Raw genomic sequence first — 26,599 nt, 5'->3', positions numbered from 1 at the left:
CGATCAGTCGGTGACAACACCCTCAATCCGATCCTCAACCTCCTGGTAGAGCTCCTGCAGCTGCTCGATGTTTTCATCCGAGGTCTCCCAGTATCCGCGGCCATGCACCTCAAGCAGGGTGCCCACGATCTGACGGAAGCTGTTGGGGTTGAGTTCCAGCAGACGCTTGCGCATCTCGGGATCGTTGATGAAGGTTTCGTTGGCTTCTTCGTAGACGAAGTTGTCAACGGCACCGCTGGTGGCACTCCAACCCAAGGTGAAGTTGAGGCGCTTGGCCACCTCTCGCACACCCTCGTAGCCAGAATCGAGCATGCCTTCGTACCACTTGGGATTCAGCAGCTTGGTGCGTGAATCCAGGCGGATCGTTTCACTCAGCGAACGCACCTGCGCGTTGGCCGTGGTGGTGTCAGCGATGTAGCTGGTGGGAGCTTTGCCGTCGTCACGCAGGCCAGCGATCAACTTGGTGGGATCGGAGTCGAAGTAGTGGCTCACATCGGTGAGGGAGATCTCAGCCGAATCGAGGTTCTGGAAGGTGACATCCGCCGTCTTCATCACGTTCTCGAACACCTCCCGCTTCTGGTTCATCTCACCGGGGTTGTCGGCATTGAAGGCAAAGGTCTTGCGGGAGAGGTACATCTCCTGCAGCTCACCTTCCTCCTCCCAGGTGCTGTTCTCAACTGCGAGGTTCACGTTGGAGCTGTAGCTACCGCTGGCATTGGAGAACACCCGGCAGGCCGCATCTCGCAAGCTCGTGCCTTCTTTTTCCGCCTGCTCGAGGGCGTGCTTGCGAACGAAGTTCTGCTCCAGAGGCTCATCGGCCTCGGCAGCCATCTTCACGGCCTGGTCGATCAGCGCCATCTGGTTGATGAACAGATCGCGGAACACACCGGAGCAGTTCACCACCACATCAACGCGGGGGCGGCCGAGTTCTTCCAGGGGAATCAGCTCAAGCTTGTTCACCCGACCCACGGAGTCCGGCATCGGCTTGACGCCAACGAACCAGAGGATCTGAGCCAGGGATTCGCCGTAGGTCTTGATGTTGTCGGTTCCCCAGAGCACGCAGGCGATTGTTTCGGGCCAGGTGCCCTGCTCCTCGCGCTGACGCTCAATCAACTTGTCGACAACACTCTTGGCTGCAGCCACCGCCGCACGGGTGGGGATCGCCTGCGGGTCGAGGGCGTGGATGTTCTTGCCACTAGGCAGCACACCAGGATTCCGAATCGGATCGCCACCGGGGCCCGGAAGGATGTATTCACCATCGAGAGCCTTGAGCAGACTTTCCATCTCCATGTCGGCACAGACCTGCTCAAGGCAGAAGCGCAGATAGGCAAAGAGCTTGTCGAGCTCGGTGGAATCGATCTGCACGAAGCCAGCGCTGCAGCAGGCCCGCAGCCAAGGCGAGGGGAGCTTGAAGCCGAACTTGGCCAGCAGGTCGTAGAACCAACCGAAGCTGTTGCGCAGGCTGACCCGACCATCACGGCCGGTGAGGGTGCGAACCATGGCGCCAATAGCAGCGCGGGATGTTTCCGTGATCGTGCGGTTGAGCTCGACATCGGCGAGAACGCCCTCGTCGTTGCCTTTGTAGATGTCTTCAATCGAGCGGCCCATCGCCTCAGCCAGCAGGCCGGGGAGTGAGCGCAGCCCATCCTCTTCACGCTCGAGAGCAGCGATGTTCACCAAGGTGGCAACGGCCTCCTCAGCAGTGGGGGGCTTGCCAATGGTGTGAAGGCCACAGGGAAGGAGACGGCTTTCGATCTCCATCAGCTGGCGGTAAACGGCGCCCACCAGGGCATCACGTCCCTCCAGTTCAAGGGTCGAGGCATCGTCCTCAGGAAGGTCGACATCCTTATCGAGGTTGCACTGACGTGCCGTCTCAATGATCGTGTTGACGATCTGAATGCCGCGGCCGCCCTCACGCAGCTGCTGGTAGGAGCCCACCAGCTCACCCAGTTCCTTCAGGCCCTTGTAAAGACCGGCATTTTCAGCCGGAGGGGTGAGGTAGCTGATGGTGGAGGCATAACCCCGCCGCTTGGCGATGGTGGCCTCGGAGGGGTTATTGGCGGCGTAGTAATAAAGATTGGGCAGCGCTCCGATCAGTGAATCGGGGTAGCAGGTTTCGCTCATACCCATCTGCTTGCCGGGCATGAACTCGAGGGAGCCGTGGGTGCCGAAGTGGAGCACCGCATCAGCCTTCCAGATCTTCTGGAGATAGGTGTAGTAAGCGGCGAAGCCGTGGTGGGGGCTGGCGCTGCGGGAATAGAGCAAACGCATCGGATCACCCTCGTAGCCGAAGGTGGGCTGAACGCCAACGAAAACGTTGCCGAAGTGGCGACCGAAAACCAGCAGGTTCTGGCCATCGCTGTTGAGATTGCCGGGAGGCTTGCCCCAGTTCTCTTCAAGCCGTTCGGAGTAGGGCGTCAGACGCTCGTATTCCTCAACGCTCATCCGATGGGCGATAGACAGCTCCGGAGAGCCCTGCATGGCATCGGCATCATTGATGACGGCCTCCAGCAGCTCGCGCGGGGTCGACGGCAGATCCTGCACGTCGTAACCCTTCGCCTTCATCTCCTGCATCACCCGATGGATGGAGCCGAAGACGTCGAGGTAAGCCGCCGTACCGACATTGCCTTTGTCGGGAGGGAAGCTGAACACGGTGATCGCCAGCTTCTTCTCGTTGCGGGGCTTGATCCGCAGCGAAGACCAGCGGATGGCCCGCTCAGCGATGGCATCAACACGGTCTTGAAGGGTGTGCGCCTTGCCGGTGGCATCGTCGCGACCGGAGAGAACGATGGGCTCGATGGCGCCATCCAACTCGGGGATGGCGATCTGCAGGGCCACCTGAACGGGGTGCAGGCCAAGGTCGCTCTGTTCCCACTCCTGGGTGGTCTGGAAGACGAGGGGGAGCGCCACCATGTAAGGACGGTTGAGCTTCTTCAGAGACTCAATCGCCTTGGGGTGGTCCTGACGGGCCGGACCTCCGACAAGCGCAAAACCGGTGAGGGAGACGATGCCGTCCACCAGGGGCTGCTCGGGATTGAGCGGGTCGTAAAAGAAAGCGTTGACCGGCTTGGAGAAGTCGAGACCACCGCAGAAGATCGGAATAACGCGAGCGCCACGGAACTCCAGCTCCTGGATGGTGGCCACGTAATGGGCATCATCACCGGTGACGATATGGCTGCGCTGCAGCACCAAGCCGATCACCGGTCCTTTGCGAGCTTCCTCAGAAAGGTCGGTGCGGCTGGAGGTCCAGTTCAGATATTCCTTGAGGTCCTCGAACATCGAGGGAGCCAGGGGGTGCCAGATGCCGAGGTCGGGGAACACTTCGGGCTCCGCCACCTCCATTGCGGGGCGCTCCTCGCCTTCTGCAGCTGGGAAGACGTACTTGTCAGCCAGCATCAACAGGAAGTTACGCAGGTTGTCGGGGGTACCGCCCAGCCAGTACTGGAAGCTGAGCATGAAGCTACGGGCATCCTGCGCTTTCTCAACCGGCAGGTACTTGAGAACGGTGGGCAGCGTGTTAAGCAGCTTGAGCATCGCGTCCTGGAAACCAGCACCTCCGGCTTCCTTCCGCTTCTTCATGAAGCCTGCGATGGCGCTCTTGCTCTGACCGAGCTGGGCCATCGAGAAGCTGCCCAGCTTGTTTAGCCGCATCACCTCCGGCATGGACGGGAAGACCACAGCCGCCTTGAGTCGGTCGCGGTGGGGGGCAACGGCGTCCACAACCTTCTGCGCCAGATCTTCGATGAAGATCAAGGAGGCCACAAAGACATCAGCCTCAGCCACGTCGGCACAGAAGCCGGCGTAGTTGTCGTCGTCGCGGAGTTCTTCAATCAGATAGCCGCTCAGCTCGATCCCGAGATCACCACCCGATGCATTGAGAGCCGTCGCTGCCTGGGTGAGGGCGTTTTGGTACTGGGGCTCCAGCACCACATAAACCGCCTTCATGACGGACTTGTGGTTCTGGCCCTCCACAGGAGCAACGCGGCGATCGGCGGAGCGGACCTGTGTGAACATCAGCGCGCTTTGAGCAATGTGAAGAACCTTACGGCGACTGGCCCATAGGGCGCGAGGATTTCTGATCGGCCGTTACACGAGCCGACCCATAGGCTTTTGAGCGTCTGCTGCGCTTTCATGACCGCTCCGATTCCCGTCGTTGTTGCCGGTGCCCTGGGGCGCATGGGCGCCGAGGTGATCAAGGCTGTGGTGGGAGCCGAAGACTGCAGCCTGGTTGGCGCCATCGACAACACCCCCGGCAAAGAGGGGGCAGACGTGGGTCTGGAGCTGGGCCTTGGCGAGCTGGAGGTGGCCATAACAGCTGATTTCGAAGGCTGTCTCTGCGCCGTGAGCCAATCGGTGCGGGACAGCGGCAGCGGCGCCGTATTGGTGGATTTCACCCACCCCTCCGTTGTTTATGAGCACACCCGCGCGGCGATCGCCTACGGCGTTCACCCCGTGATCGGAACCACAGGGCTCTCGCCGGAACAACTCAACGACCTCACCGAGTTCTCGGCCAAAGCGTCCGTGGGTGGGGCCGTGATCCCCAATTTCTCCGTGGGCATGGTGCTGTTGCAGCAAGCCGCAGCCGCAGCGGCACGGTTCTACGACCACGCGGAACTGACGGAACTGCACCACAACCTCAAGGCGGACGCCCCCAGCGGCACCTGCATCAAAACCGCTGAGCTGATGGAGGAGCTGGGCAAGTACTTCAATCCCGAGGAGGTGGATGAGCACGAATCCCTGGCGGGCTGCCGCGGCGGACAGCGGGACAGCGGCCTGCGGCTGCACTCCGTGCGGCTGCCGGGCCTGGTGGCTCACCAGGAAGTGATGTTCGGTGCCCCAGGGGAGACCTACACCCTGCGTCACGACACCATTAATCGTTCCGCCTACATGCCAGGGGTGCTGCTCACGGTGCGCAAGGTGGGCAGCCTCGGCAGCCTTGTGTACGGCCTTGAGCGCCTGATCTGAAGGCGACACCATGCTCATTCCCCTCCGCCCCGGTGAACTGCAACGGCTGATCCCCGCTGTTGCCACCGGCAACCAGTTCCGCTTTGCCCTCGGCAACCCCCAGGAGGTGCTGCAGCGCCTGATGATCGCCGCCATCGGTGGAGTGATCACATTCCTGATCTACAACCAGGCGCAGCTCGGCAGCCGCTGGGGCCCTGTCTGGCTGGTGATCAGCGTTGTGTTCTTTCTGTATGTGCTGTGGGGCCCGATAGTGCAGGCCGGCCAGCGCAACGCCACCCTGCGGCGCTATCCCGCGGCTGCCCTGTTTGAGGGCGAGGTGGCGGACGTGATCACGCGTGAGCGGGTGGAAAACCGCCACGAGCAGGCCGACAGTCGCGGGCGGCTGGAACTCGTGGAGAACCGACGCACCTGGATGCTGCTCGAACTCGAAGACGAGGAGGGTTACCTCGGCCGGGTGGCCTTTCCGATGGAGAAAAAGCACCAGTCAATCCGCCGCGGCAGCCTGATCCGCTGCCTGGTGCTGAGCGAGCGCAAGGATTTCTCAAAGATCGGAGCCCTCAGCGATGCCTGGCTGCCGGGCATGCGGATTTGGGTTGGCGAGTACCCCTTCCTGCTCCGTCCCGCCTTTGAGGAGCTCTGCCAACTCCGCCTCAACAGCCGGCGTTGAACAACAGGCATCGAGCAGCCGCTGCTGAACATTTCTTAAACCTGGTTTACACTTCTTATCAATCAAACGGCGGCATCCATGTCCCAGTCCTCTCCCACCACTCCTGTCGTGCGCGGTGCACAGGTCACCACGGAAGACGGCGGCCGCCTCAACGCCTTTGCCACGGAACCCCGCATGGAAGTGGTTGAAGCAACCCAGGGTTGGGGTTTCCACGATCGCGCCGAAAAACTGAACGGCCGCATGGCCATGCTCGGATTCATCGCTCTGCTGGCGACTGAACTGGCCCTGGGCGGCGAATCCTTCGTTCACGGGCTGCTCGGCCTGGGCTGATCGCCTAGCGCTGGATCGGGATGGCTGGCCAGACTCCCTGAATGGCTCCATTCATTCCAGAGATTCATGTTTTGGGCGCTGGTCCCACCGGCGCCCTCACTGCTCTCGCCCTCGGCCTCCGTGGTCAGCGCGTGGTCCTGTTTGACCCGCTGACGGCATCGGAACTTCAAGCCAGAAGCCGGGCGTACGCCATCACCCACTCCAGCCGCCGGCTGTTAACCAACCTGGGCCTATGGCACGACCTGCGCGACGCCTTGGTGCCTTTCCGTGACCTGGATTTGCGGGATGGGGCCACCAACGTCCGCGTTCTCTTCAGCGAGGACGACCTGGCATCAGCCAATCGACACCATGACGGCATCGGCTGGATCCTCGATCACCGGCCCTTGATGAAGCTGTTGCTGGCTCGTCTGGAGGCCAATGACAACGTGGCCATGCACCTGGCCGAACCAAGCCCTGATGCGAGCGCTGATGCCCTGATCGTGGCGGCTGACGGACCGCGCTCCCCCACACGGGAGGCCTGGGGCATCCGTCACTGGGGCATGCGCTATCGCCAGGGCTGCCTCACCGCCAAAGTTGCCCTGCGGGGACTCCCCCACGACAGGGCCTGCGAATTGTTTCGACCGGAAGGCCCTCTCGCCGTTCTGCCCTTGGGGCAGGGCACGTTCCAAGTGGTGTGGAGTGCACCCTGGCAGCGTTGCGAACAGCGCAGCACACTGCAGCGCAGTGCCTTTCTCGATCAGCTGGCCGCTGTTCTGCCGGAGGGCATTGAACCGGATTGCCTTCTGGATCAACCCCGAGCCTTCCCACAACAATGGCTCCTGGCTCGCCGATTTCATCGCGGACGGGGCGTGCTGATCGGCGAAGCGGGCCACCGCTGCCATCCCGTGGGAGGCCAGGGGCTCAATCTCTGCTGGCGTGATGTGGAAGGCTTGTTGCGCGCCGTGGAGCGGGGAGGAAGCGCCGCAACAATCGCTCGGCGCTACGGGACGAGCCGCTGGCTCGATGTGCTCCAGGTGGGTGTGGCGACGGATCTTCTGGTGCGGGTGTTCTCCAACCGCCAACCGCTGTTGCTTCCCCTGCGGCGTTTGGCCCTGCTGCTGCTGAAGCAGTTCTCTGGGCTGCGCCAACTCAGCCTGCGGGCCATGAGTGACGGCCCCATGCAGCTCTGGCGGGCCTTGCCAAACTGAGCTAAGCGCGGGTCGCGACCATGGTGATGTCCAGCCAGCGGCAACCCCCAGCAACAGACGCCTTGCTGCAGTTTCTTCAGCGGCGTTTGGGATTGAGTCCAAGCGCCCTGGAGCTGGGGCAACGCCAGGCGGAACTGGAACAAGCCCCCCTCCCGATCGTGCTATGGAGCTTCGGGTTGTTGAATTTGCAGCAGTTGGAAGACGTCTTCGACTGGCAGAACAGTCAGCCGTAGCGCAACAACGCTTCCACGGGCTGGCCTGCGGGCAAGGCCTGACGGCCTGCGAGCCCCTCCAGCTCGATCACAAAGGCAAAGCCCACCAAGCAACCGCCGGCCTGCTCCACCAGTTGTCCCGTTGCTGCAGCCGTTCCACCGGTGGCCAACAGATCGTCCACCACCAGCACCCGGGGTGAATTCTCAAATGCATCGGCTTGAATCTCCAGCCGATCGGTGCCGTACTCCAGGGCGTAGTCCAGGCCTACCACCTCACCGGGCAGCTTTCCGGGCTTGCGCACAGGCACGAAGCCAAGCTGTCGATCGCTGGCCAGGGGTGCCCCGAAGATGAATCCCCGGGATTCGATCCCCACGATCAAATCAGGCTTCACCTGGTCACACACCTGGCCCAGCTGACGGATCACCTCGGCCATTGCTTCTGGTGAGCGCAGCAGCGGGTTGATGTCTCGAAACAGAATTCCAGGCTTGGGAAAATCCGGAATTGAGCGAATGTGGGACTGAAGATCCAAATTCAGGTGACGCAATGGCGTTGCCCCTGGCATCATCGCAGCCATGAGGTTTGTCAAGGCCTAAAGCGTTGCAAACACTGGGTTGTAGCTGAATCCCAGCGGAGTAGTGCGACAGGGTTCTACGAGAGTTAAACAACAGCAGAGCGACAAAAGGGGGGCATGGGGGATGCAGCATCCGAGGCCATCAATAAATGGGCTTCAAATATTTCCGCTGGTTTTTGAAAGATATGGGGAAGAGGCCTAATGGACCTCGACTCCCCATTGGCGCGGAAGGAGGCCAAGTGGTCCTCGACTCCCTGCTGCAGACCCCTCTCGGCCTGCAGGATCAAGATGCACCTGCCGTCAGAAAGGCCTACAGAAGGATGCTGTTTTCTTCAGGCTGTTCAAGCTGCCTAAACCCAGCTGGCTGCACTAATACATCTGTATAGAGGAGTGCACGGACTGCGTTTGCACACGCAGAGGGTGGGGGTGGGCAACAAGCGCCAGCGCAAAGCAGCGTCCGCAGGAAATGGAGCAATAGCAGTAGTTAATGACAAACTCCTGCGAGGCAACGTGCGTAGTACATGTTTCTGAGAGCACAGCCAGCACTTCAACGATGCAATCGAAAACAGGAGTCGTTTTTCGGACGAGTCATACGAGATGCATTATTGGGAATCTTGGTGACGAGTTCAGTCCCGATACAAGCTGCAGAACCCATACGCGTGCCGGTCATCCCATATCGAGCAAGAAGCAAGGAGATACAAGTCCCACCGCTCTTGCCACCTCCGCCCCTCCTACTGGTTGAACCAGTTAAACCGCGAAAACGCAGGCCACATAGCGGAAGAGACAAAGCCTGGGACGATGATCTGGATTGGTTGATGGATTAGTCAAAAACATCGAGAGGCCAGCGCAAAAGGGAGCAGGTGATTTGACCAGCAATCAAACAGCGTCGGGGTGAGCCAAGCGATTATGTATATTTAGCAACTCCGCATGCTTGTCACTTGCGAGACAGTTACCTAATCACTAACAATTAATGATCCCACTCATAGCACTCACATCACTTCTTTTCGCGATGAGCGATGAAATCAAATATCCAGCGATCTGCAAGGACACTTATTTAAGCGACGAGAAAGCCCAAGACATCAAGAAAGTCGTAAAGTCGCTGTCTCGCAAGCCTGGATGCATGCACATAGGGAATGAAACAATTACCGAAGGAGACAGAACTGGAGAAGTTTTCCCCATCTATACATGCTGCACATCTATTGAAGCCGAGAAAAAATAACCAAAAGAAACACGCACTAGCGAAGCTATCGAGCTATTGTAATCCCAAATTCGCCTTTCCACTCTCTCAAGAGACGATCAACATTTGCAGCACTGTTGCCAGAACTGAAAGGCTTTCGCAAAATGGGGAAGCTGTTGAACTGCGCACAAGTGAAGCGATTTCTCCTAATCGGCACCTTGTTAGTCACCGCTCACACAATGCCAGCAATGGTGCGGACTGAAGCCAGGGAGTTGGTTCCAACAGCGTCAAAACGCGCCATTAACCTCGCTCGCGGGGCGGCTACAGCATCCAATGGGGGATTGCGCATCTATCACCCAGCTCGATGCATGTACCTAAATCCAACAAACAACCCCTGTCTGACGAAAAGAGATGCAGGCGGATATGAATTCCGATTCCAGGGAGGCCCACCTGGCTGGGAGGTAATTGGGATACCTCCATCGGTCAGTTCAATTGTGCTGATCGCACCCGACGGACGTTCTGTTATCGCCGAAAGCCATGAAAAGATCAAAGAAGTATCGCTGCCGGCTTTACCATGACGACAAAGGCCGTCCAAAAAATACTAACCATCCCCCTTCACGCAAGAATATGATGAGTACGTCTTTCGCAAGCAAATACCCATACCCCTAGGCATGGGCTTCACGATCTCACAATCACGTTTTCCCATTAATTCAAAATTCCTGGTCTTTGCTTCTTACTGATGCCAGAAACTGACAAAAATCCCCGACCTTCCCAAGAGGGAGTCAGATGCGTCAAAAGCTGGCGAACGATGCATATCTTTGTTTTACTAATCCTTCTTACATCAGGCCTAAGTACGCAGGCAGCAGATTATCGCCGATACATAAACAAAAGAACTAGACCCCTTCACGACCTCTTGTTAAAAAAACAATTCCTTATAATAGCCAACCCTCCGACATGCAGAACAAACCATCTAATGAGAGGATATTTTATCTCTAAGTATAGAGCAATTTATCTATGCGTAGATAATCTCCTAGAAGATCCAAGGCTTGGTGATATTTCCGGAAGAGACAAGTTTAATGATGCGAAGAAGCAACTGAGTACAACACTGACGCATGAGGCTGTTCATGCTGCCCAATGGTGCAAAGGCTCAAAGGACTGGACACTATTTAATCTAAGTGGGAGCGGTACACTTGGAGGATTCAGAGACTCAGCACTTGACTCATCAACAAAAATAAGAGGCAACAGAAAGTCAGAGAAAGAAGCTTATCTACTCGAGAGTAAACCAGATATCGTAATGGAAGCGTTCGATCTGTATTGCCAAGCGCTATCTCTTGGGGAGAGCGAAAAGAAACCATAAGCATTACTTCAAGGTCAAGTCAGTTCTTGACAAAAACTGCAAGTGATAGTGACAAATGGCAGCTGGCTAGCCAAACTCGTTGTATTCCAGGGCATTCTAAGTGAAGAAGATGCTCCTTATTTCGGTTCTGTGCCTAATGCCTAGTGCTCAGGCAATAGACTATGTCCAATGCGAAGCAATACAAAGGGCTGCTGCGCGCCTGAAATCTGCGATGGATGCCGAGGCACTAGCAGCTCAAAACGCAATCATTCTCCCAGCAATGGAGAAGGCTCAGGCTATATGTATGAAAAATTTTGTTAATAACGAGATCCTTAACTGCATGAACATAAGAATGGCCAACTACGAAGCAGACGGAGAAATAACTAGAGAGGAAGTTATCGAGAAATATGCCCCACGCATTGATCGGGTACTAGCCGACTATGAAGCCATGGGGTGCTACTGAAGTGAGTCCTCTATTCCTACTGGCTGGGTTGGGGCTTGGAGGTTATCTAGCCGTATGGCGTAACAAGCGAGCCTTAGAGGTCAGAACAGGAAGCAGACCTATACAGAGCGATCTAAGAAGACTGAAATTGAAGTGTGAGCGTCTTGCAAATGGATAAACGCCTGAAGGTTTCTGTTAGTGCAGTGCTCATCGCGGCAATGTTCGCTTTTGGGGCTGGTGGGAACTGGTTGGTTTTCCTTCTCTTAGCCGCCATGGCTGTCATCGTGACGTGGGAATTCAGCTAGAGCTCAGATGAAAAACCTCCTCCTGCTTTTGATTGTTGCGATATCCATCTGGGCTGGTGTTGCTTTGGATAGAGCTGGTTGGCGATACAGGAAACAGCTTTGGCAATTCCAAGGGGCCGCAACTGGCCTCGGTGTTGGATACCTGCTGGGACGTTCAAAGCTGATCTAAGGGCTCAGCGCCGTCGTTGTGAACGCAAATTCAGCACCGTGTTAATGGCCGCCAACGTGACGAGACAGGTAAGGCAAAACTCCTTGTAATCCATGCAAGCAATTCAAGAGCTCCGTAGACTCCACATCACCTTCTGCCCAAATCGTTCCGAGAGTCTGAGATCTGAGCGTCTACGCAGCAAAAGCCGATGGGCTGGCCTCCTGAGGATGGATGAATGCACAATGGGGTCATGGATACAAATAGAGCAACCACACTGTTGACCCGAGCTGCGTTAGGCGCAGTGATCGCTATACCAACTCTTTTACTAGTGGACTATTTGGAGAAGAAAGTGGCTTTCAAAGAATGCGTGATGGAAGAACTAATGGGGGAGCATGGCGATAGACAATCTGCCCAGTTCTCCTACAGCTTCAGAGGTGCAGGCGGCGATGACGACATCAACACCTCGCTGGCAATTGCTCGCCTAAGCTGCAGAAGCGGTCGTAAGCCCATCGTCTACTGATCAATCATCAATTCAGGCATTCGGCAACCCCTGACCCAACCGCACAGACAAGACATCACGCCAATTTGAAAGCAGGACGTGGGCTGGACTCCTGCGGCATAGCCCCAAGCGTATCCAGAGACTTTCAAGAAGATGACCTGGCCCCCCTCAGGGGTACGAATCAACTGCGAGCAGTACTTTCGTGGCTATGTTCCTCAATGACCTGTCACATAACTTGCTATGGGAACAGAACAGGCATACGGTTTATAAAGGACTAAAGCATTGCAAACACAGAGTTATGACTGGGTTCTGAGGTGAACACGACTAAGTTCTACAAAAGTTAAACGACGCAGAACGGCAAAAGGGGGGCATGGGGGATGCAGCATCAAAAGTTCTCCGTAAATGGGCTTCAGATATTTCTGTGAAATCTGAGTGTGAAGTTAGGTTCTAAGTGAAGTTTGTGTCTATTGATAGAGAGCAGGCAAGGAGAGCAAATGGTTGGTGACTTCATTCTTTACCTGGCATTGATCCAGCTGGGAGCTACAGCTGCAATTACGGCGATAGTCGTCGGGGCTCTGTATTTAATCTATCAATCGGTTCTGAATACGAGCCCTGACATTTGCGATGGTGTCGACAAGTAGCCCACTCAAGGAGGAGCAACTGACGAGATCAACACCTGGCGGCACAACTGAAAATCGGCTACGTGTGGTCGGCAGTCGTCAAGATTGCCCAAAAGCCGGATGCTGGCCTATTGAATCAAGGTCCTGCCACACCGAACGGTCGACACCACATCATCTGTGGCAGTGTCCACCACTCTGTATGTGCACATCTTTGCCTTCGACTTAGTGCGGGCAGTGAGATATGCCGTCAACTCAGTAGCGAGAGAAAGCTCCTTGACCCACTGCTCGGAAGCGACTTTCATCTGTACGCTAAACCGATTGGGCTCTCCAGGCGTATAGAGCGAGTACAACAGACGAAAGACTGGCCCGTTAGTGCTAGCAACATCTGTGTCACGTATTTTGGCCCTTAAGGATCAATTCAAGACCCCGAGCCAACTCTGCGCTGACAAATTCGGGCTATTGCGAGGGGTACGTCGGTTGATCGCGAGAGCGGCATCGCTACATCAAGGCTTGGGCCGGTGTTGCTCCGCGTCAACGCCTGAAATGGCTGCGATCATCACTGATGCCTATTAGAAGGAAGACAGTTCAGCGTTGAAATCGAGTTAGAAATTTGCACTACCAACAAGACAGGAGACAGTTCCCATTCTTCTAGATTACAAGGTGTGGTCTTATTGCTAAACATGGTCAGAATCATAGAACCCCCTCTTAAGGCCGTTCACATGAAGCGCGCAATTGCACTTGGGATAATCTCTTTGCTTGTGTCTGCTTGCAGTCCGAACAAACCGACTGAGCCTGGAGTTACTTCGGCGAAGCCTGTAATTAATGAGATTTTCACGGCATCTAAAACGCTTGAGGGAGCTTTTCTCAAATATCCTGATGGCAAGGCCGAAATGCGTCTTTATCGAGTTGAAATTCCAGTTGGTGGAAAGATTCCGCTGCACAAGCATCCAGCTCCAATGATGGTTTATGTGCAAGGAGTGAACTCCGGCTCATTGATGAATACTCGAGTGATGTCCGATGGGAGCGAAATCAAAACTATTTTCAAGCCCGGTCAAGCCTTTTTAAAAGGAGTTGACACGCCTCATTACAGTGAAAATGTCGGAAACAAGCCGACTATCCTTTGGGTAACAGTAACATCTGCTGAAGAAATGCCAACAACAGTGTTCCTTAATTGAATTCACCATCATGAAATGATTGGAATGCTAGCTGAACCCAGAATTAATACCCATCAGATTTTAGTTTCCAGATATCCTCATGCTGAAACACGCTGTTCCATGGGAGTAAAGTCCCATCCAATCGGTGACTGAATTGGATTGAGTTTTTTGTGCTCTTCGTATAGATCTTCGATCTCTTTGCAGGCCGAGCAATAAGCGGACCATCCAGCCATTCGGCGTGGATTCGCACGCCCGCGTTTGTCAATCGCTTGATCAACAGTGACTCCTTCTGTCTCTGCTTGTTCAAATGCACTTAACAAGGGAATTTGTACGTTGAGAACCTTGATGTCGAATCCTTCAAGACATTCTTTAGCGTTTTCAGCGGCAGCCTCTTTGCGTGAGTCAACTTTTACAAGAAGTGCAGCACAGGGGATCTTGTATTTGTTTATCATCTGCGCCATCTCAATTGTCAATTCGATTGATCTACTTTGTGTAGTAGTGGGCAGCAAAATGAAGTCAGCACCCTCTACCAAATTCTTCATCTCTTCCTCGTTGCTACTCGCTTGACCATCCGTAACAACAATCTCTGCTGACCGAGTGGCTTTTGCTGCTGCTTCAATTGGCACAATTGGGCAGGGCAAGAGTCCTCTAGCTCCATAGGCAGTGGCCGATCTGTTGCGGTCGGCATCAACAAGGACGACCCGTTTTTGCTGCTGGCTCCAGCTAGCTGCAATGTGAACGCTGCTACATGTTTTGGCGACACCACCTTTCTGACCAAAAACAGTGATGAACATCAGGCAGCAGCTAATGACTTAGCAGCAGGATCGCGTTTTTTTCCTGAAAGGCAATACTTGGGTGGTTACCGTTTCAACCCTGTCAGTGTCTCCCAGCTTCAGGGACCCTTTTCTCTTGGGGTTAGCCACTCAAGCAATACCCATCATTGGAGCCAGCCACTCGGCATGAAGTGCTGCGAGCACTGACATGTCAAAGGCGTGCACAGCTGGGTTGGTCTTATCTGCCACCCACAGGAGTCCAAAAGGCGCGTTGAGCGCCAGCTGAAGCCGCCACCGCCATGTGATGACTTTCCAAGCCTTCAAAAGGATCGGGTTCTTGATCACGGCTAAGCAGGGCCAAAGATCTGCGGACCCTATCCAGCTATGCGCCCAAAGCGCTGATGACCACATCTCTCTCTTCTGTCATCCCTGTGCTGATAGATGAGGCAGCAGGTAGATCATTAGCCTCCGCAACGCCAAGAATGCAGGTGCCAGCAAGGACACCCAAAGACAGAGCCGCCGTCGCTCAGAGAATTCATCATCCGGTCAAATCAGCGCTCAATCGAAGAGCAGCTCACAGCTCCCGCAGCGCTTTGGCGATGCAAGCCGAGCATGACTACTCAGAAGCGTCCATATCCCTTGAAGGAGCGGCGTCCCCTCTTGAGGTAGATGCGCTGATAACGGCCACCGCGCTTGATCGGGATGCTGCATCCATTACCTCGAAAGATTGGGCGATAGGCCTTTTTTGTCCACCAATGCAGTCCCTGATCACCTGCAATAAGACCCCAAAGTGCTCTAAGGGGTTTCCACAAAGCCCCGGCACCAAACGCCAGAAGGGCGACCAACAGTAGGAAGCCAATGACGTCCAAGCTCACGGCACATCAGCAGTACAGGAAACTTACGAGTCACATTTGGTCTCGTTGGTAACCCCAACGACAAAAAGCGCATTGATTGCGTGGACGGAGCCGCATCGCCTACGTCAAGCGATGAGAGAAGCAGCCCCGCCGCCGGTGATCCTTCATGACTATCACCGGCAATTCGTTTTATCTCTGCTGAAGGGATTGAAATCGAGTCACTTACTACCAATCGCAGACAGGGTGATCCGCCGGGCATGAAAAAGGAGAGCCATTCTTCCGCATCACCTGCCAGCACTTCATCTACAGAGTCGACCAGCACTGCGACACGATGCTCGGCTCCAACCCCTGGCAAAAGCAATTACACCAGGGCCAGCACCTGAAGAAGCACTGCAAGCCCTGGGCGCCGACTCAGCAGAAAGAGATGGGACGGCCGCCTGAAGCCGGCTAGTGATACTTGGCGCCGAACATCTATAAGGCCTGCTGACCAAGCGACCCAAAACTCATTTCAGTCGTCAGAGTTAGCTGGTTATTCAACACGAGCCCCCTTTTATAGAGCTGCGGGGGGCTCATTTTTTGAACAAGAGAAGCCACTGCCCTCGTAGAGATGGCCTCGCCGCTCTCAGAAGCGCAAATCAACTGCGAGCAACTCATTCGCAGCTCTTGCCGATTGGCAGCAAGTGCATCAAGGAATACAAAACACGCTAATATATATAGATTTAACGAAATAGCACCATGAAACGCCTTCTATTTATCTCAGCGACTCTTGTACTTACACTTTCCGCAAAAGCTGAAGTGCGAGGATATGGAGGTCTAACCCTTGATTTCACACGAGCAAAAAAGACGGAAAAGTCAATCATAGTTCCAGGAGAAAACGATCAAAAACAGAAAATTTATGTCGCAGTTGCATGCGAGAGGAGAGTTTTTAACTCTACCAACGATGAGATGAAATGGGGCAAATGGAGCGAGCCTAAAAATATTTTTGAATCTCGAATTGTGGCCGATATATGTAATTTCATTTGAGAAATCCTGATTTACCTCCCTCGTCAACAAAAGGTTTAGCGCTGCAAGATATTGGTACCCATATTGCAGAAGTAGATGGGCTGGACACACGAAACGGGGTAACGCAGATTCCTTGAAGAGGTGAATAGGGTTCGCAGAATTCCAGCCATAGCTCTCGTGAACCGTCATCCGAACATTGCATTCTTGGGTGGCACCGTGTTCATGAGGTGTTTAAAGGCCTAAAGCGTTGCAAGAACAGGGTTATGACAGGGTTCTGGCGGAGCATTACGACTTGGTTCTGCGACAGTTAAAAGTCAGCAGAACAGCGAAATGAGGGCATGGTGGGCCACAGCATCCTTGCTCCTGCGGATCCGCTCCACCTCACGAATCAGATCGTTCCAGACGAGCGGCACATTCTTCTCGTAGAGCGCCCTGAGCGAATGCTTGGGTGTTCTTGTCCAAGTAATCCCCTGTCGCCTCGTCTCGCTCCTGCTTGCCCGTTTATCCCACGGCGGCCGGTGGGATTTCGACGGTATCCGCTATATCAAGCAGGTACGCGAACTCCTTGGCTGCTCTCCACCTGGTCACGTCTTGCTGCCTGGCCTTGTGCTTAGCCTCGAGTTCTGCCATTGCTTGGCCTGCTCGGAGGTGAGCAACCTCAATTCCTCTGGTCTGCAAAGAACGCATCACACGACTGCCATCCAGGTGCAGCTGAACGCAATACACTCCGTTCGACCTTCTCTGTATTGGCTTCTTCGGTCTGCCCATGGCATCAGTACTGCGAGAGTTCTGCGACAGAGAACTGCGAGATAGTCGTAAAAGCCTCGAGACATCCTGTCTCCGACTGACTGCATTGTCATCGCAGCCATGACTGAAGCTCCAGCCCCCAGTGCACCCACCGACGGCGCACGTCTCAGCCGGCGGGGCGTTGAGCGTCTCGACCTGTTGCTGCTGACCATTGAGGCTCTTGATCTCAACGGTGGCGAGGCGATGGTCTGGACCAGCCAGCAGATGGGCCTCCAGGCGCAATTCCCCAACCGGGTTGAACTCTGGAAGCGGCGCTGTCACAACCCGCTTCGGCGCACCACCCGGCGAGACCAGCTTGACCCGGTGGACGCCGAATCCCTGATCTGCCTGGTGTGTGCCATGGCCGATCGGCTCTACCCCATGCTCCACCAACTCCTCTCGAGCCGCGAACCGGTACAGCTCACCCAACAGCGTTGGCAGTTGTTCCATGAGCGTCTGCACGACCTGATTGAAGAGCGGATGAATCAGCGCCGTGAAGCCGTTCTTCGCCTTCTCACAATGGAGCCGGCGGGCCCCCTGCACCGTCAGCTGATAAGCACCCTGGCGCTCTGCGCAGGCCCAGGAGGAATCGATCGTCTCCGCGCAACCCTGCTCGATCCCACGCCCTAGGCCAACCATGTTGAAAACGACATACCAATACGAACAGACCGCAGCACGACTGGTGGTGGAAGGCTTTCCCGACCTCTCCGCCGGACAGTCCAATGAGGCGATTGGCATCCTTTCGTCCTGGCGGCTGCAGTTGATCGGAGCACCGGAACTGGAAGGAACCCGCGATCATCTCGAGGCTCTGATGGCAGCGGTGATGCCCTACGCCAGACATCGCCTGTCTGGCGTGCAACGCCGCTTTGGCCTGGAGAGCGATTTTGTGAGCATCGCGCCGGATCAGACCAACCATCGGCTGGAACTGCGCAGCAGCCGAGAGGGCGTTGAGCCACTGCAGCTCAAGCTCGATGACGCCGAACTGGCCGATCTGGTGCGTTGTCTCGATCGCTTGCGGCTCGATAACCGGGTCAAGATGACCTGGACGTTCCCCGAAGACCGCCCTTTGAAGCGTCAGGAAATCGTCGATCGGATTCCTCTGCAAAAACGCCTCGGACCTCCCCTTCTGGCTGGGGTTGCTCTGGCGTGCACCATCGCCACCGCATGGCTTGTTCCTCTGCCTCAGGAGACCAAGGAGACATCGCCGGCACCGGCACCGGTGGACAAGCCTGAAACGCAGTCCGAACGTTGACGTGCAGAAAACACGCTTCAGAATCGCCGCAGTGACGGCACCCTGATTACACCGATGCCATGAGGAAGGCGCGCCGGAGCAGCAAACGCGATCAACGACGGGTCTTCCGCCCCCGTCGTCGCTTCCCCTATGGCCCCGTCTTGCGTCAGTTGACTGTCGTCGTGCTGATGCTGGCTGCTGCCGCAGGGATCGCTGTACTGCTGAATCAGCTGCCCCAGCAGGTGGACATCATGCTGCTGCTGAGCCGGGCCATCGATGACCTGATTGGCGGCGTTCAGCAACTGCTGGAAGCCATGCTCGGGCTCGCCGCCATCGTGCTGATCGCTGCCATTGCGCTCCTGGCGGGCATCCTCTTGCTTGGTGCGCTCTGGAGGTTGATTCGCATCATCCGCCTTGTGGTCTCTCCCCCCACTCAAGGCAGGCGCTGAAGACGAAGACACTAGACATTGCGTAAAAAGCCGGACCAGATCGACACCGCAGATTGCAGCGCTGACAGAACTGAATGGCGATCGATCTTTTCCCTCACATTCCGAAAAATACAGGGAGTGTCATCTGCAGCGGGCTTGAGTCCAGACAGCAGCACGCTTTAAGTTGATCGACCATCCAGTCCTGCAGGCTTTGCTCGGTTCCTGGCAAGTCCTAATGCGGTGTATCGCCAGCGCATTGTTCCTGGTGGCCCATGGACTGCTGGTGCTCGAGCACATCACTATTGGAACTGCACTGCATGGGATTGCTGAGTTGTTCCTTGCCCCCTGGGCCATCCGCCACAAAGCCTGGGACATCATCGTGATCGGACTGATTTTCTGCGTCTTCGACCTGTGGGGAACGCTGCGTCTGACAGGCGTGTTGATCTAAAGCCTTCAACCACTCAGCCGCTGGGACCAAAAACCAAACAGCTGCCACGACGACCAGAGGAACATTCCAAGGAAGACCCAGTTCAGCCAAGCCGGACGTCGGTCGTTTTCAAACATCTTTCAAGACAGCGAAAGGCGACAACTGACCTTATCGGTGTCAACCGAATCACTTCGCCGAAGAGCTCCAATCGGCGGAACGAAACGACACATTGGCGCCACCACTGCGTTTCAGGTCGTGCATGCCCTCCAGCTGGTTGTAGACCGACAAAAGCTGCCGCCGCATGTGGTCGGTATGGGGCAGATCAGCGATCAAACGCAGCACATCCTCCAGGGATCGCTTGGCATCGATCACCAAACGACAATCGGGGCTGCCAGGCTCGTCGCGCATGGAATCAGAAGCGATTTCATCCATTCAGCAGAAAATCTCTGCTTGCGGGTGTCTGATCCCCTACCAACGCGGCGATATTCAGCAGAAATTCAGAGTTTGGCCACAACCGGCAATCTGAGGCTGCTGAACCACGACAACAACACCAGCAGGGATGAAGCCCAGAGGCAGGCCTGCATGCCCGCGGCTTCGGTTCGGCCGAGCATGAACACTGCTCCCGAGAGCAACGTGCCCACCAAGCGTCCGGCCGCATTGGCCATGTAATAGAAGCCCACATTGAGGCTGACGCTCTCCGCATCGGTGTAAGCCAGCACCATGTAGGAGTGGATCGACGAATTCATCGCGAACACCACCCCAAAGGCGGCTAGGCCTGCGGTGATGGCGACCGCCACATCCACCTGGCGCCACAGCGCCACCGCGATCAGGGCGGGAATGGCGGTGAGCAGAGCACTCCAGAACTGCACAGCAGATGCTCCCGGGGATGTGGTCTGCCCCCAGAGCCGTCTCAGACCAGGCGCTGATCCCTGAACAATGCCGTAGCCAATCACCCAGAGACCAAGGAAGCCACCGATCTCCCAGAAACTCCAGCCCAGGGAGGCCTCAAGGAACACGGGCAAGGCCACCACGAACCAAACATCCCGGGCACCAAACAGAAAGAAGCGCGCCAGGGACAGCACGTTGATGCCCTGGGATTTGGAGAACAGCGACGAAAAGGCCGGCTTGGACTTCATCTTTCCGATCTCCCCGGGCAGCACCAGCGTGAGCAGGAAGGCCAGAGCCAAACCTGCCGCCATCCAGCCCACGGCAGCATTGAAGCCAAAGGCGGTGAGCAGCACCCCACCGAGGAAGAAGCCCACACCCTTGAGGGCGTTCTTGGATCCCGTGAGGATCGCCACCCACTTGAACAGCTGCTGCTGCCCCTGCTGCTGATCCTCCGGCGTTTCCGAAACCACCGTCTTGATGGCACTCTTGGCGCTCATCTTGTTGAGATCTTTGGCGATGCCGCTGATGGCCTGAGCGGTCATCACATAGATCACGCTCAACAGTTTCGGCCAACTTGCGGAGACGGGCATCAGCATCAACAACGCAAGAATCTGCAGCAGCGTTCCCACCCAGAGGGTGAGCCGAAGCCCATAGCGGGCACCGATCCAACCGCCGTAGAGGTTGGTGAGCACCCCAAACAGCTCATAAAAGAGAAACAGGAAGGCGATCTCGAGGGTGGTGTAGCCGAGTTGATGGAAGTGGAACACCACCAACATCCGCAGGGCTCCATCGGTGAGCGTGAAGGCCCAGTAGTTGGCGGTGACGATGCCGTATTGCTGCAGAGGGGAGAGCTTCATCCGTCCAGACCAACCACGTGGCAGGTGAGATCGGCCATGCGGCAGCTGTAGCCCCATTCGTTGTCGTACCAGGCAAACACCTTCACCTGGTTGCCATCGACAACCATCGTCGAGAGAGCATCGACAATCGAGCTGCGGTTGTCGTTGGTGTAATCGCAGGACACCAACGGGCGTTCCTCGTAACCCAGGATTCCCTTCAGAGGCCCTTCCGCAGCAGCTTTGAACGCAGCATTCACCTGCTCCACCGTGACGCTCTGCTTGAGCTCGAACACCGCATCGGTGAGCGATCCATTCAGCAGGGGAACACGAACCGCATGACCGTTGAGCTTGCCCTTCAGCTCAGGGAAAATCATCGCAATCGCCTTGGCCGAGCCGGTGGTGGTGGGAATGAGTGAGCTGAGCCCGGAGCGCGCCCGGCGCAAGTCGCTTTTGAACGAATCGATCGGCACCTGGGTGTTGGTGATGTCGTGAATGGTGGTGATCAGGCCGTGCTCGATGCCGAAGCTCTCGTGCACCACCTTCACCACAGGCGCCAGGCAGTTGGTGGTGCAGGAGGCGGCCGTCACCAACTTGTGGCGCGCCGGTTCATAGAGGTGGTGATTGATCCCGTAAACGATGTTGAGCGCGTCCTCACCGGCAACCACACCCTTCACGGGACAGGCAACCACCACCCGTTTGAGGCCCAGCTGATCGAAATAGGGATTGAGCGTCTCCGGCGTTTTGATCTTGCCGCTGGCTTCAAGCACCATCTCCACCCCCCGATCGCTCCAAGGCACGGCGGTGGGGTCCTTCTCGCTGGACCAGGTGAGGGCGGATCCCTCCACGCTGAATCCATCAGCACTGCTGGTGATGCCTCGATCCCAGCGACCATGCACAGAATCGAACTCCAGCAGGTGGGCCGCCGTTGCTGTATCGCCAGCGGGATCATTGACATGCACCAGTTCGATGCCGGGCCGTCCCCAGAGGGCCCGGAACACCAGGCGACCAATCCGTCCAAAGCCATTGATGCCGATCCGCATACCAGCTCCTTTGATCAATCAAATTATGTTGATCCAAACAGAGCGGGGGACACTGCTCTTGTGATCCAGAACACCCTCAACAGGGAGCAGTCGAGGCAGCTGCTCAAAGCACTGGCCGACCCGATCCGTCTCGACGTGATCCATGCGCTGGCACAGGGGGAACGATGCGTCTGTGACCTCACCGCTGAGCTCAACCTCTCCCAGTCGAAGCTCTCGTTCCATCTCAGGGTGCTGCGAGAGGCAGGGCTGCTGACGGATCGGCAGAGCGGCCGATGGATCTACTACCGCCTGCAACCGGACGCCCTGGCAGCCCTGGAAGCCTGGCTGGCCGACCTACGCCTCCACTGCAGCCAGAGCGCTGCCCCCTGCCCGAGCTGACGATGGACCAACGGCTTTTCTTCCCGGCCACGGAACGCAACCGCGGCCCCATCGGAGATCTGCTGAAGCAGCTCTTGCCTGGCTCAGGAGCCGTGCTGGAACTGGCCAGCGGCAGTGGTGAGCACGCCGTCTGCTTTCAGCAGCGCTTTCCCCATCTGCACTGGCAGGCCAGCGATCCGGATCCAGACCATCGCGCCAGCATCAACGCCTGGATCCAGCACCAGGGTCTGAGCCAGGTGATGCCAGCAGCCCTCAACCTCGATGTTGAACACCGCCCCTGGCCCCTGCCCCAGAACCTCCAAGGGGCCGTGAAGGCTGTTGTGTGCATCAACCTGCTGCACATCAGCCCAGCCAGCTGCACGGATGCCGTGCTCGAGGAATCAGCCCTGTTGCTGCCCAGCGGCGCCCACTTGATCATTTATGGCCCATTCAGGCGCAATGGTGCTCACACCAGTGCAAGCAATGCCGCCTTCGACCAATCCCTGAGAGAACGCAACCACCAATGGGGATTGCGGGAGCTGAATCACGTAACAGCCATGGCCGCCAAGGCTGGCTTCAACACCGAAAACGTGGTCTCCATGCCCGCCAACAATCTGACTTTGGTGTTTCAGCGCGCTTGAGCCCCATCTCGCTTGCCAGCGTCTGGAAGGCCACCGACAATCACGCGGTATCTCCGGTGTGAGCGATGGATCTGACTGATTTCCTAGCGAAGCTGCTGATCGGTTCAGCCATCACCTTGAGCCTGGCGTTCCTTTGTAAGACAGTTTTTCCTCGGTTCACCAAGCGAAGCAAAACCGACTTCGACGACTTTGTGCTCAATGCCTTCGCCGCTTCGGTGGTGCCTTTCGGCTTGGTGGTCATGCTGATCCTTGCTCAGGATGATTTGGGCTTGCCCAACAACATTGCCAGGGCCTACGACACATCGCTGCGCATTGTTGGCACGATCATTCTGATTCGGTTGGTCAACCGAATCGGAGCGCGATTCCTTTTCGGATTGGTGCGCCGTGCAGGCGCGGATGATCTTCAACAACTCCTCCAAAGCCTGCTCCCTCTGCTGAAAACAGTGGTGTGGGCGATCGGCACCTTGGTGTTGCTGCAGAGTCTGGGCGTGAAGATGACAGTGATCTGGGGTTTGCTTAGTGCCGGCGGCATCGGCATTGGCTTGGCCCTGAAAGAACCGGCCCAGGAATTGTTCGCCTACCTAATGATTCTTCTGGACAAGCCTTTCACCGTTGGGCAATTCATCACGGTGGGCTCCACCTCAGCAACGGTGGAACGCATCGGTGTTCGCTCCACCCATCTGCGCAGCCTGCGCGGCGAACAGGTGGTGATGAGCAACTCAACCCTTACAGGCTCCACCATCCTCAATTTCGCTGAAATGGCGCAACGCCGGATGATCTATTCGATTGGCGTCACCTACAGCACATCGCTCGAGCAGATGAAGGCAATCCCCACGATGGTTCAGGCCGTGATCGACGCTCAGGCCCACAGCACCTTCAACCGCTGCCACTTCACCGAATTTGCTGATTCAAGTTTGAATTTTGAACTGGTTTATTACATCGATACCCGCGATTTCACGGTCGCTCTGAACGAACAGCAAGCCATCAACCTCGGAATCATGGAGGCCTTCGCCCAAGCAGGCATCGACTTTGCCTTCCCAAGCAGGACGCTCTATTTGGAGGGAGACTCACTCGCCGGCAAAGCCTCCTGAGCCGTGGGCACAGCAGAGCGCCAAACAACACCACCGATCAACAGGGCCAAGGCCGCCACAGCAGCGGTAAAGGGGATCAGGCGACGACGATCAGGACTGGAAGCAAGGGCGATCTGGCTGGAGAGGTTGTCGCGTCGAGATGCCAGAAATGTCCCCTGCCGGCAGCGGGTGCACACCGTGTTGGTGACGCCTGCACTCTTCAACTTGAAGCCGTAACGACCCGGAATCTCAACGGGTGTTCCACAGCTGGAACAAGGGAGAGAAAAAACTGCCATGGGGAATCTGCCCTCAATTCAGATCTATCACCCCGGTTTCACTCCAACGGAACGTCACCCGTGGCACAAACAGAACCCCAGCAGAGGCTGTGGTCCGCCGTGCAGAAGGGCTGCACCTCCCGCCAGTCCTCGCCCTCACCAACCCGCATCATCATCTGGCCGCTGCCGTCATGGACAAATTCGACGCGCTGCTGATTCCAGGTCAACACCCAGCGCTCTCCAGGACTGGCGGCCACCCCCCGACAGGGACTCCAGGCCTGCTGCGCGATCCGGCAGCGCATAGAAGCCGCTGCTGCTGAGCCCCCAGCTGCAGAGCTGCCCATCAGCAGCAGAGCCGCGGTCCAGAGCTGAATGCGAAACACAGACACAGACTCGGCAGCACGCTGGCGAAAGGCCTCCTTTTCACCATGGGGCCGGGCGATGGTCACGCCGTTGAGGCGCACCGGATCTCTTCAGGGTTTGGTGTCTGTCAGGATTTGATCAGACCAGTTGCTGATCGTGCCGCGTTTTCAAGCCCGCGTCCTCGTGCGTCTGCGCCCCTCCGTACTCGATCCAGCCGGAGAAGCCGCGCGTGGTGCCGCTGAACGACTTGGGGTGGAAGGCCTCAGCAAGCTGCGGATCGGTAAAGCAGTCGAAATGGAGCTTGAGGCTCCTGATGAGGCCGAGGCCCGCCGCAGGTTGGAACTGCTCAGTGATCGCTTGCTGGCCAACCCGGTGATCGAAGACTGGAGCCTGGAGCTGGAGCAGTCATGAGCATCGGGGTCATCGTTTTTCCCGGCTCCAACTGCGACCGGGATGTGCAATGGGCAACCGAGGGTTGCCTTGGGATGAGCACGCGTCGGGTCTGGCATGAGGAGACAGACCTCAGCGGCTTTGACGCCATCGTTCTGCCGGGCGGTTTCAGCTACGGCGATTACCTGCGTTGCGGCGCCATTGCCCGCTTCGCACCAGCCCTGCAGTCCTTGATCGACTTTGCAGCCAAGGGCGGTCGCGTGCTCGGTATCTGCAACGGATTTCAGGTGCTCACGGAACTGGGCCTGCTCCCCGGCGCCCTCACCAGGAACCGCGATCTGCACTTCATCTGTGAAGACGCACCCCTCAAGGTGGTGAGCCAGCGCACGGCCTGGATGCAGGGGTACAACGATGGGGCCCTGACCCTGCCGATCGCCCACGGTGAAGGCCGCTACCAGTGCAGCGATGACACGCTCAAGCAACTTCAGGACGACGACGCCATCGCCCTGAGCTACGGCAACAACCCCAACGGGTCGGTGTCCGACATCGCAGGCATCACCAATGCCAGCGGCAGCGTTCTGGGCCTGATGCCCCACCCCGAGCGTGCCTGTGATCCGGCCACGGGAGGAACCGACGGCCGCCGCATGCTGGAAGCCCTGCTGGGCTGATGCCAACCCGCCGGACGCTGCTGATCTCAGGAGCATCCACGATCATCGCGGCCCTGCTCTCCCCCAGGGCCATGGCGGCCCAGCGCAGGCTGAAACCCTTGAAGCCTGGATCACGCATCCGCGCCGTGAATCCCGGCACCTGGATGGATCCGGACACAGATCTCCAAGCCTTGCGCGAACGCTGCGATCAACAGCAGTGGCACCTGGAGATTCCCGCGGCCGTCACCCGTCAATGGCGCTATTTCTCGGGAACCGACCAGGAACGGGTTGAGGATCTGAGGTCAGCCTGGAACGATCCAACTGTGGATGCCGTGATGACCCTTGGCGGGGGATGGGGGGCCGCCCGCGTGCTCGAAGCCGGTTTTCGTTTTCCGCGCCATCCCAAATGGAGCCTGGGGTTCTCCGACACCAGCTCCCTGCTGCTGGCCCAGTGGGCTGCTGGCCTGCCGGGGGCCATCCATGGATCCAGCGGCGGCACAGAGACGCAATGGCAACGCACGGTGGACTTGCTCTGCGGGCGTCCGGTGGCGCCCCTGCTGGGCGAGCCACGACGGCAGGGGATCGCCCGCGGACCCTTGGTGGTCACCAACCTGACCGTGGCGACCCATCTGATCGGCACAGCCTGGCTTCCCTCCCTGAAGGGGGCCATCCTGGTGCTGGAAGACGTGGGCGAAGCGCCCTACCGGGTGGATCGGATACTGACCCAGTGGCGCAGCGCAGGCCTGTTGCAGCAGTTGGCGGGGGTGTCCTGCGGCCGCTTCAGCTGGGCTGAAGACGACATCCTTCCCGGTGATTTCACGATGGACGAGATCCTGGAGGAACGCCTGGGCGATCTGGGCATTCCACTGGTGCTGAATCTGCCGCTGGGCCATGGCCGGCCCAACCAGGCCTTGCCCCTGGGAGCGCAGGCACAACTGGACGGCAACCACGGCCTGCTCAGCCTGATGGCCTGATGT

Annotated in this window: 30 protein-coding genes; 20 read left to right on the top strand and 10 right to left on the bottom strand. The window is 57.2% G+C overall.

Translation table 11 applies throughout. The features are described from left to right. Nucleotides 1-3 precede the first annotated feature (3 nt). Entirely contained in the window at nt 4-4,014 is a 4,011-nt protein-coding gene (locus AAXE93_RS01150) for a magnesium chelatase subunit H (RefSeq protein WP_390127426.1), read from the bottom strand. A gap of 117 nt (nt 4,015-4,131) precedes the next feature. Here AAXE93_RS01150 and dapB point away from each other — a divergent pair, with 117 nt between their 5' ends. The 5 genes from dapB (at nt 4,132) to AAXE93_RS01125 (ending at nt 7,382) form a co-directional block, all read left to right on the top strand. Further along, entirely contained in the window at nt 4,132-4,965 is an 834-nt protein-coding gene (gene dapB / locus AAXE93_RS01145; RefSeq protein ID WP_390127425.1) for a 4-hydroxy-tetrahydrodipicolinate reductase, read from the top strand. Between the two features lie 10 nt (nt 4,966-4,975). After that, entirely contained in the window at nt 4,976-5,632 is a 657-nt protein-coding gene (locus AAXE93_RS01140) for a hypothetical protein (RefSeq protein ID WP_390127423.1), read from the top strand. A 78-nt stretch (nt 5,633-5,710) separates the two neighbouring features. Then, nucleotides 5,711-5,962, top strand: a complete 252-nt coding sequence (locus AAXE93_RS01135) for a high light inducible protein (protein WP_114987899.1) — start codon at nt 5,711-5,713, stop codon at nt 5,960-5,962. Nucleotides 5,963-6,003: 41 nt separating this feature from the next. After that, a complete protein-coding gene (locus tag AAXE93_RS01130; protein ID WP_390127421.1) occupies nt 6,004-7,149 on the top strand; it encodes an FAD-dependent monooxygenase in 1,146 nt (381 codons plus the stop codon). Nucleotides 7,150-7,169: 20 nt separating this feature from the next. Next, complete coding sequence (locus tag AAXE93_RS01125; protein ID WP_390127419.1) at nt 7,170-7,382, top strand: DUF2949 domain-containing protein; 213 nt, start codon at nt 7,170-7,172, stop codon at nt 7,380-7,382. Here the strand turns inward: AAXE93_RS01125 and AAXE93_RS01120 are convergent. Continuing rightward, entirely contained in the window at nt 7,373-7,927 is a 555-nt protein-coding gene (locus tag AAXE93_RS01120; protein WP_390128627.1) for an adenine phosphoribosyltransferase, read from the bottom strand. The genes AAXE93_RS01125 and AAXE93_RS01120 overlap by 10 nt on opposite strands. Nucleotides 7,928-9,849: 1,922 nt before the next feature. On the opposite strand from AAXE93_RS01120, the gene AAXE93_RS01115 reads away from it, so the two are divergent. The 4 genes from AAXE93_RS01115 (at nt 9,850) to AAXE93_RS01100 (ending at nt 13,635) form a co-directional block, all read left to right on the top strand. Further along, nucleotides 9,850-10,467, top strand: a complete 618-nt coding sequence (locus AAXE93_RS01115; protein ID WP_390127417.1) for a hypothetical protein — start codon at nt 9,850-9,852, stop codon at nt 10,465-10,467. A 100-nt stretch (nt 10,468-10,567) separates the two neighbouring features. After that, nucleotides 10,568-10,909 (top strand): hypothetical protein, encoded by a 342-nt coding sequence (locus tag AAXE93_RS01110; protein WP_390127415.1) that lies wholly within the window; start codon nt 10,568-10,570, stop codon nt 10,907-10,909. A 709-nt stretch (nt 10,910-11,618) separates the two neighbouring features. Then, on the top strand, nt 11,619-11,861 hold the full coding sequence (locus AAXE93_RS01105) for a hypothetical protein (protein ID WP_390127413.1): 243 nt from the start codon (nt 11,619-11,621) through the stop codon (nt 11,859-11,861). Nucleotides 11,862-13,179: 1,318 nt separating this feature from the next. Further along, nucleotides 13,180-13,635, top strand: coding sequence for a cupin domain-containing protein (locus AAXE93_RS01100; RefSeq protein WP_390127411.1), 456 nt, complete (start codon nt 13,180-13,182; stop codon nt 13,633-13,635). Between the two features lie 77 nt (nt 13,636-13,712). On the opposite strand, the gene AAXE93_RS01095 is transcribed toward AAXE93_RS01100, so the two are convergent. From AAXE93_RS01095 to AAXE93_RS01085, 3 genes are all read right to left on the bottom strand, one after another. After that, on the bottom strand, nt 13,713-14,408 hold the full coding sequence (locus tag AAXE93_RS01095) for an AAA family ATPase (RefSeq protein WP_390127409.1): 696 nt from the start codon (nt 14,406-14,408) through the stop codon (nt 13,713-13,715). Nucleotides 14,409-14,537: 129 nt separating this feature from the next. Next, nucleotides 14,538-14,732: a hypothetical protein gene (locus AAXE93_RS01090; protein WP_390127407.1), complete on the bottom strand. Its 195-nt coding sequence runs from the start codon at nt 14,730-14,732 to the stop codon at nt 14,538-14,540. Between the two features lie 275 nt (nt 14,733-15,007). Next, nucleotides 15,008-15,232 carry a hypothetical protein gene (locus AAXE93_RS01085; protein ID WP_390127405.1) on the bottom strand — a complete coding sequence of 75 codons (225 nt, stop codon included), beginning with the start codon at nt 15,230-15,232 and terminating at the stop codon, nt 15,008-15,010. Nucleotides 15,233-15,976: 744 nt separating this feature from the next. Between AAXE93_RS01085 and AAXE93_RS01080 the strand changes: the two genes are divergently transcribed. The 5 genes from AAXE93_RS01080 to AAXE93_RS01060 all read left to right on the top strand — a co-directional run bounded on the left by AAXE93_RS01080 (nt 15,977) and on the right by AAXE93_RS01060 (nt 19,136). Next, nucleotides 15,977-16,264: a hypothetical protein gene (locus tag AAXE93_RS01080; protein WP_390127403.1), complete on the top strand. Its 288-nt coding sequence runs from the start codon at nt 15,977-15,979 to the stop codon at nt 16,262-16,264. An 846-nt stretch (nt 16,265-17,110) separates the two neighbouring features. Then, on the top strand, nt 17,111-17,659 hold the full coding sequence (locus AAXE93_RS01075) for a DUF3038 domain-containing protein (protein ID WP_390127401.1): 549 nt from the start codon (nt 17,111-17,113) through the stop codon (nt 17,657-17,659). Nucleotides 17,660-17,666: 7 nt separating this feature from the next. Next, entirely contained in the window at nt 17,667-18,281 is a 615-nt protein-coding gene (locus tag AAXE93_RS01070; protein ID WP_390127399.1) for a DUF4335 domain-containing protein, read from the top strand. A gap of 59 nt (nt 18,282-18,340) precedes the next feature. Beyond that, nucleotides 18,341-18,709, top strand: coding sequence for a hypothetical protein (locus AAXE93_RS01065; RefSeq protein ID WP_390127397.1), 369 nt, complete (start codon nt 18,341-18,343; stop codon nt 18,707-18,709). Nucleotides 18,710-18,923: 214 nt separating this feature from the next. Further along, on the top strand, nt 18,924-19,136 hold the full coding sequence (locus AAXE93_RS01060) for a hypothetical protein (RefSeq protein WP_390127395.1): 213 nt from the start codon (nt 18,924-18,926) through the stop codon (nt 19,134-19,136). Nucleotides 19,137-19,301: 165 nt separating this feature from the next. Here the strand turns inward: AAXE93_RS01060 and AAXE93_RS01055 are convergent, their stop codons facing one another. The 3 genes from AAXE93_RS01055 to AAXE93_RS01045 all read right to left on the bottom strand — a co-directional run bounded on the left by AAXE93_RS01055 (nt 19,302) and on the right by AAXE93_RS01045 (nt 21,879). Continuing rightward, nucleotides 19,302-19,523 carry a hypothetical protein gene (locus AAXE93_RS01055; RefSeq protein WP_041435027.1) on the bottom strand — a complete coding sequence of 74 codons (222 nt, stop codon included), beginning with the start codon at nt 19,521-19,523 and terminating at the stop codon, nt 19,302-19,304. Nucleotides 19,524-19,612: 89 nt separating this feature from the next. Continuing rightward, complete coding sequence (gene arsJ / locus AAXE93_RS01050; RefSeq protein ID WP_390127392.1) at nt 19,613-20,860, bottom strand: organoarsenical effux MFS transporter ArsJ; 1,248 nt, start codon at nt 20,858-20,860, stop codon at nt 19,613-19,615. Then, nucleotides 20,857-21,879, bottom strand: coding sequence for an ArsJ-associated glyceraldehyde-3-phosphate dehydrogenase (locus tag AAXE93_RS01045; RefSeq protein WP_390127390.1), 1,023 nt, complete (start codon nt 21,877-21,879; stop codon nt 20,857-20,859). Before AAXE93_RS01045 ends, arsJ begins: the two co-directional genes overlap by 4 nt. 60 nt (nt 21,880-21,939) lie before the next feature. Between AAXE93_RS01045 and AAXE93_RS01040 the strand changes: the two genes are divergently transcribed. From AAXE93_RS01040 to AAXE93_RS01030, 3 genes are all read left to right on the top strand, one after another. After that, nucleotides 21,940-22,257, top strand: coding sequence for an ArsR/SmtB family transcription factor (locus tag AAXE93_RS01040; RefSeq protein WP_390127388.1), 318 nt, complete (start codon nt 21,940-21,942; stop codon nt 22,255-22,257). A gap of 2 nt (nt 22,258-22,259) precedes the next feature. Then, nucleotides 22,260-22,877: a DUF938 domain-containing protein gene (locus tag AAXE93_RS01035; RefSeq protein WP_390127386.1), complete on the top strand. Its 618-nt coding sequence runs from the start codon at nt 22,260-22,262 to the stop codon at nt 22,875-22,877. A gap of 65 nt (nt 22,878-22,942) precedes the next feature. Further along, nucleotides 22,943-23,968, top strand: a complete 1,026-nt coding sequence (locus tag AAXE93_RS01030; RefSeq protein ID WP_390127384.1) for a mechanosensitive ion channel family protein — start codon at nt 22,943-22,945, stop codon at nt 23,966-23,968. On the opposite strand, the gene AAXE93_RS01025 is transcribed toward AAXE93_RS01030, so the two are convergent. Next, nucleotides 23,929-24,243, bottom strand: a complete 315-nt coding sequence (locus AAXE93_RS01025) for a Tat pathway signal protein (protein ID WP_115132075.1) — start codon at nt 24,241-24,243, stop codon at nt 23,929-23,931. The two genes, AAXE93_RS01030 and AAXE93_RS01025, sit on opposite strands and share 40 nt — an antisense overlap. A gap of 38 nt (nt 24,244-24,281) precedes the next feature. Next, the gene (locus AAXE93_RS01020) at nt 24,282-24,686 is read right to left on the bottom strand and encodes a hypothetical protein (protein ID WP_390127382.1); all 405 of its coding nucleotides are present in this window, start codon (nt 24,684-24,686) and stop codon (nt 24,282-24,284) included. 55 nt (nt 24,687-24,741) lie between these two features. Between AAXE93_RS01020 and purS the strand changes: the two genes are divergently transcribed. The 3 genes from purS to AAXE93_RS01005 are packed head-to-tail and all read left to right on the top strand — an operon-like array spanning nt 24,742 to nt 26,596. Further along, nucleotides 24,742-24,996 carry a phosphoribosylformylglycinamidine synthase subunit PurS gene (gene purS / locus AAXE93_RS01015; RefSeq protein ID WP_011364806.1) on the top strand — a complete coding sequence of 85 codons (255 nt, stop codon included), beginning with the start codon at nt 24,742-24,744 and terminating at the stop codon, nt 24,994-24,996. Beyond that, the gene (gene purQ / locus AAXE93_RS01010; protein ID WP_114987919.1) at nt 24,993-25,643 is read left to right on the top strand and encodes a phosphoribosylformylglycinamidine synthase subunit PurQ; all 651 of its coding nucleotides are present in this window, start codon (nt 24,993-24,995) and stop codon (nt 25,641-25,643) included. Before purS ends, purQ begins: the two co-directional genes overlap by 4 nt. Beyond that, on the top strand, nt 25,643-26,596 hold the full coding sequence (locus AAXE93_RS01005; RefSeq protein ID WP_390127379.1) for an LD-carboxypeptidase: 954 nt from the start codon (nt 25,643-25,645) through the stop codon (nt 26,594-26,596). The genes purQ and AAXE93_RS01005 overlap by 1 nt, the downstream gene beginning before the upstream one ends. Nucleotides 26,597-26,599 lie beyond the last annotated feature (3 nt).

The sequence above is a fragment of the Synechococcus sp. HIMB2401 genome (assembly GCF_042883245.1).
In the GTDB taxonomy this organism is placed as follows: Bacteria; Cyanobacteriota; Cyanobacteriia; order PCC-6307; family Cyanobiaceae; genus Parasynechococcus.
The sequence above is the reverse complement of the archived record's forward strand: the minus strand, read 5'-3'. Positions and strand labels throughout refer to the sequence as shown.

Coding starts and splice junctions, on each gene's coding strand:
- AAXE93_RS01150 (WP_390127426.1), bottom strand. CDS start 4,014: ATGTTCACACAGGTCCGCTCCGCCGATCGCCGCGTTGCTCCTGTGGAG.
- dapB (WP_390127425.1), top strand. CDS start 4,132: ATGACCGCTCCGATTCCCGTCGTTGTTGCCGGTGCCCTGGGGCGCATG.
- AAXE93_RS01140 (WP_390127423.1), top strand. CDS start 4,976: ATGCTCATTCCCCTCCGCCCCGGTGAACTGCAACGGCTGATCCCCGCT.
- AAXE93_RS01135 (WP_114987899.1), top strand. CDS start 5,711: ATGTCCCAGTCCTCTCCCACCACTCCTGTCGTGCGCGGTGCACAGGTC.
- AAXE93_RS01130 (WP_390127421.1), top strand. CDS start 6,004: ATGGCTCCATTCATTCCAGAGATTCATGTTTTGGGCGCTGGTCCCACC.
- AAXE93_RS01125 (WP_390127419.1), top strand. CDS start 7,170: ATGGTGATGTCCAGCCAGCGGCAACCCCCAGCAACAGACGCCTTGCTG.
- AAXE93_RS01120 (WP_390128627.1), bottom strand. CDS start 7,927: ATGATGCCAGGGGCAACGCCATTGCGTCACCTGAATTTGGATCTTCAG.
- AAXE93_RS01115 (WP_390127417.1), top strand. CDS start 9,850: ATGCCAGAAACTGACAAAAATCCCCGACCTTCCCAAGAGGGAGTCAGA.
- AAXE93_RS01100 (WP_390127411.1), top strand. CDS start 13,180: ATGAAGCGCGCAATTGCACTTGGGATAATCTCTTTGCTTGTGTCTGCT.
- AAXE93_RS01095 (WP_390127409.1), bottom strand. CDS start 14,408: ATGTTCATCACTGTTTTTGGTCAGAAAGGTGGTGTCGCCAAAACATGT.
- AAXE93_RS01080 (WP_390127403.1), top strand. CDS start 15,977: ATGAAACGCCTTCTATTTATCTCAGCGACTCTTGTACTTACACTTTCC.
- AAXE93_RS01075 (WP_390127401.1), top strand. CDS start 17,111: ATGACTGAAGCTCCAGCCCCCAGTGCACCCACCGACGGCGCACGTCTC.
- AAXE93_RS01070 (WP_390127399.1), top strand. CDS start 17,667: ATGTTGAAAACGACATACCAATACGAACAGACCGCAGCACGACTGGTG.
- AAXE93_RS01065 (WP_390127397.1), top strand. CDS start 18,341: ATGAGGAAGGCGCGCCGGAGCAGCAAACGCGATCAACGACGGGTCTTC.
- AAXE93_RS01060 (WP_390127395.1), top strand. CDS start 18,924: ATGCGGTGTATCGCCAGCGCATTGTTCCTGGTGGCCCATGGACTGCTG.
- AAXE93_RS01055 (WP_041435027.1), bottom strand. CDS start 19,523: ATGCGCGACGAGCCTGGCAGCCCCGATTGTCGTTTGGTGATCGATGCC.
- arsJ (WP_390127392.1), bottom strand. CDS start 20,860: ATGAAGCTCTCCCCTCTGCAGCAATACGGCATCGTCACCGCCAACTAC.
- AAXE93_RS01045 (WP_390127390.1), bottom strand. CDS start 21,879: ATGCGGATCGGCATCAATGGCTTTGGACGGATTGGTCGCCTGGTGTTC.
- AAXE93_RS01035 (WP_390127386.1), top strand. CDS start 22,260: ATGGACCAACGGCTTTTCTTCCCGGCCACGGAACGCAACCGCGGCCCC.
- AAXE93_RS01030 (WP_390127384.1), top strand. CDS start 22,943: ATGGATCTGACTGATTTCCTAGCGAAGCTGCTGATCGGTTCAGCCATC.
- AAXE93_RS01025 (WP_115132075.1), bottom strand. CDS start 24,243: ATGGCAGTTTTTTCTCTCCCTTGTTCCAGCTGTGGAACACCCGTTGAG.
- purQ (WP_114987919.1), top strand. CDS start 24,993: ATGAGCATCGGGGTCATCGTTTTTCCCGGCTCCAACTGCGACCGGGAT.
- AAXE93_RS01005 (WP_390127379.1), top strand. CDS start 25,643: ATGCCAACCCGCCGGACGCTGCTGATCTCAGGAGCATCCACGATCATC.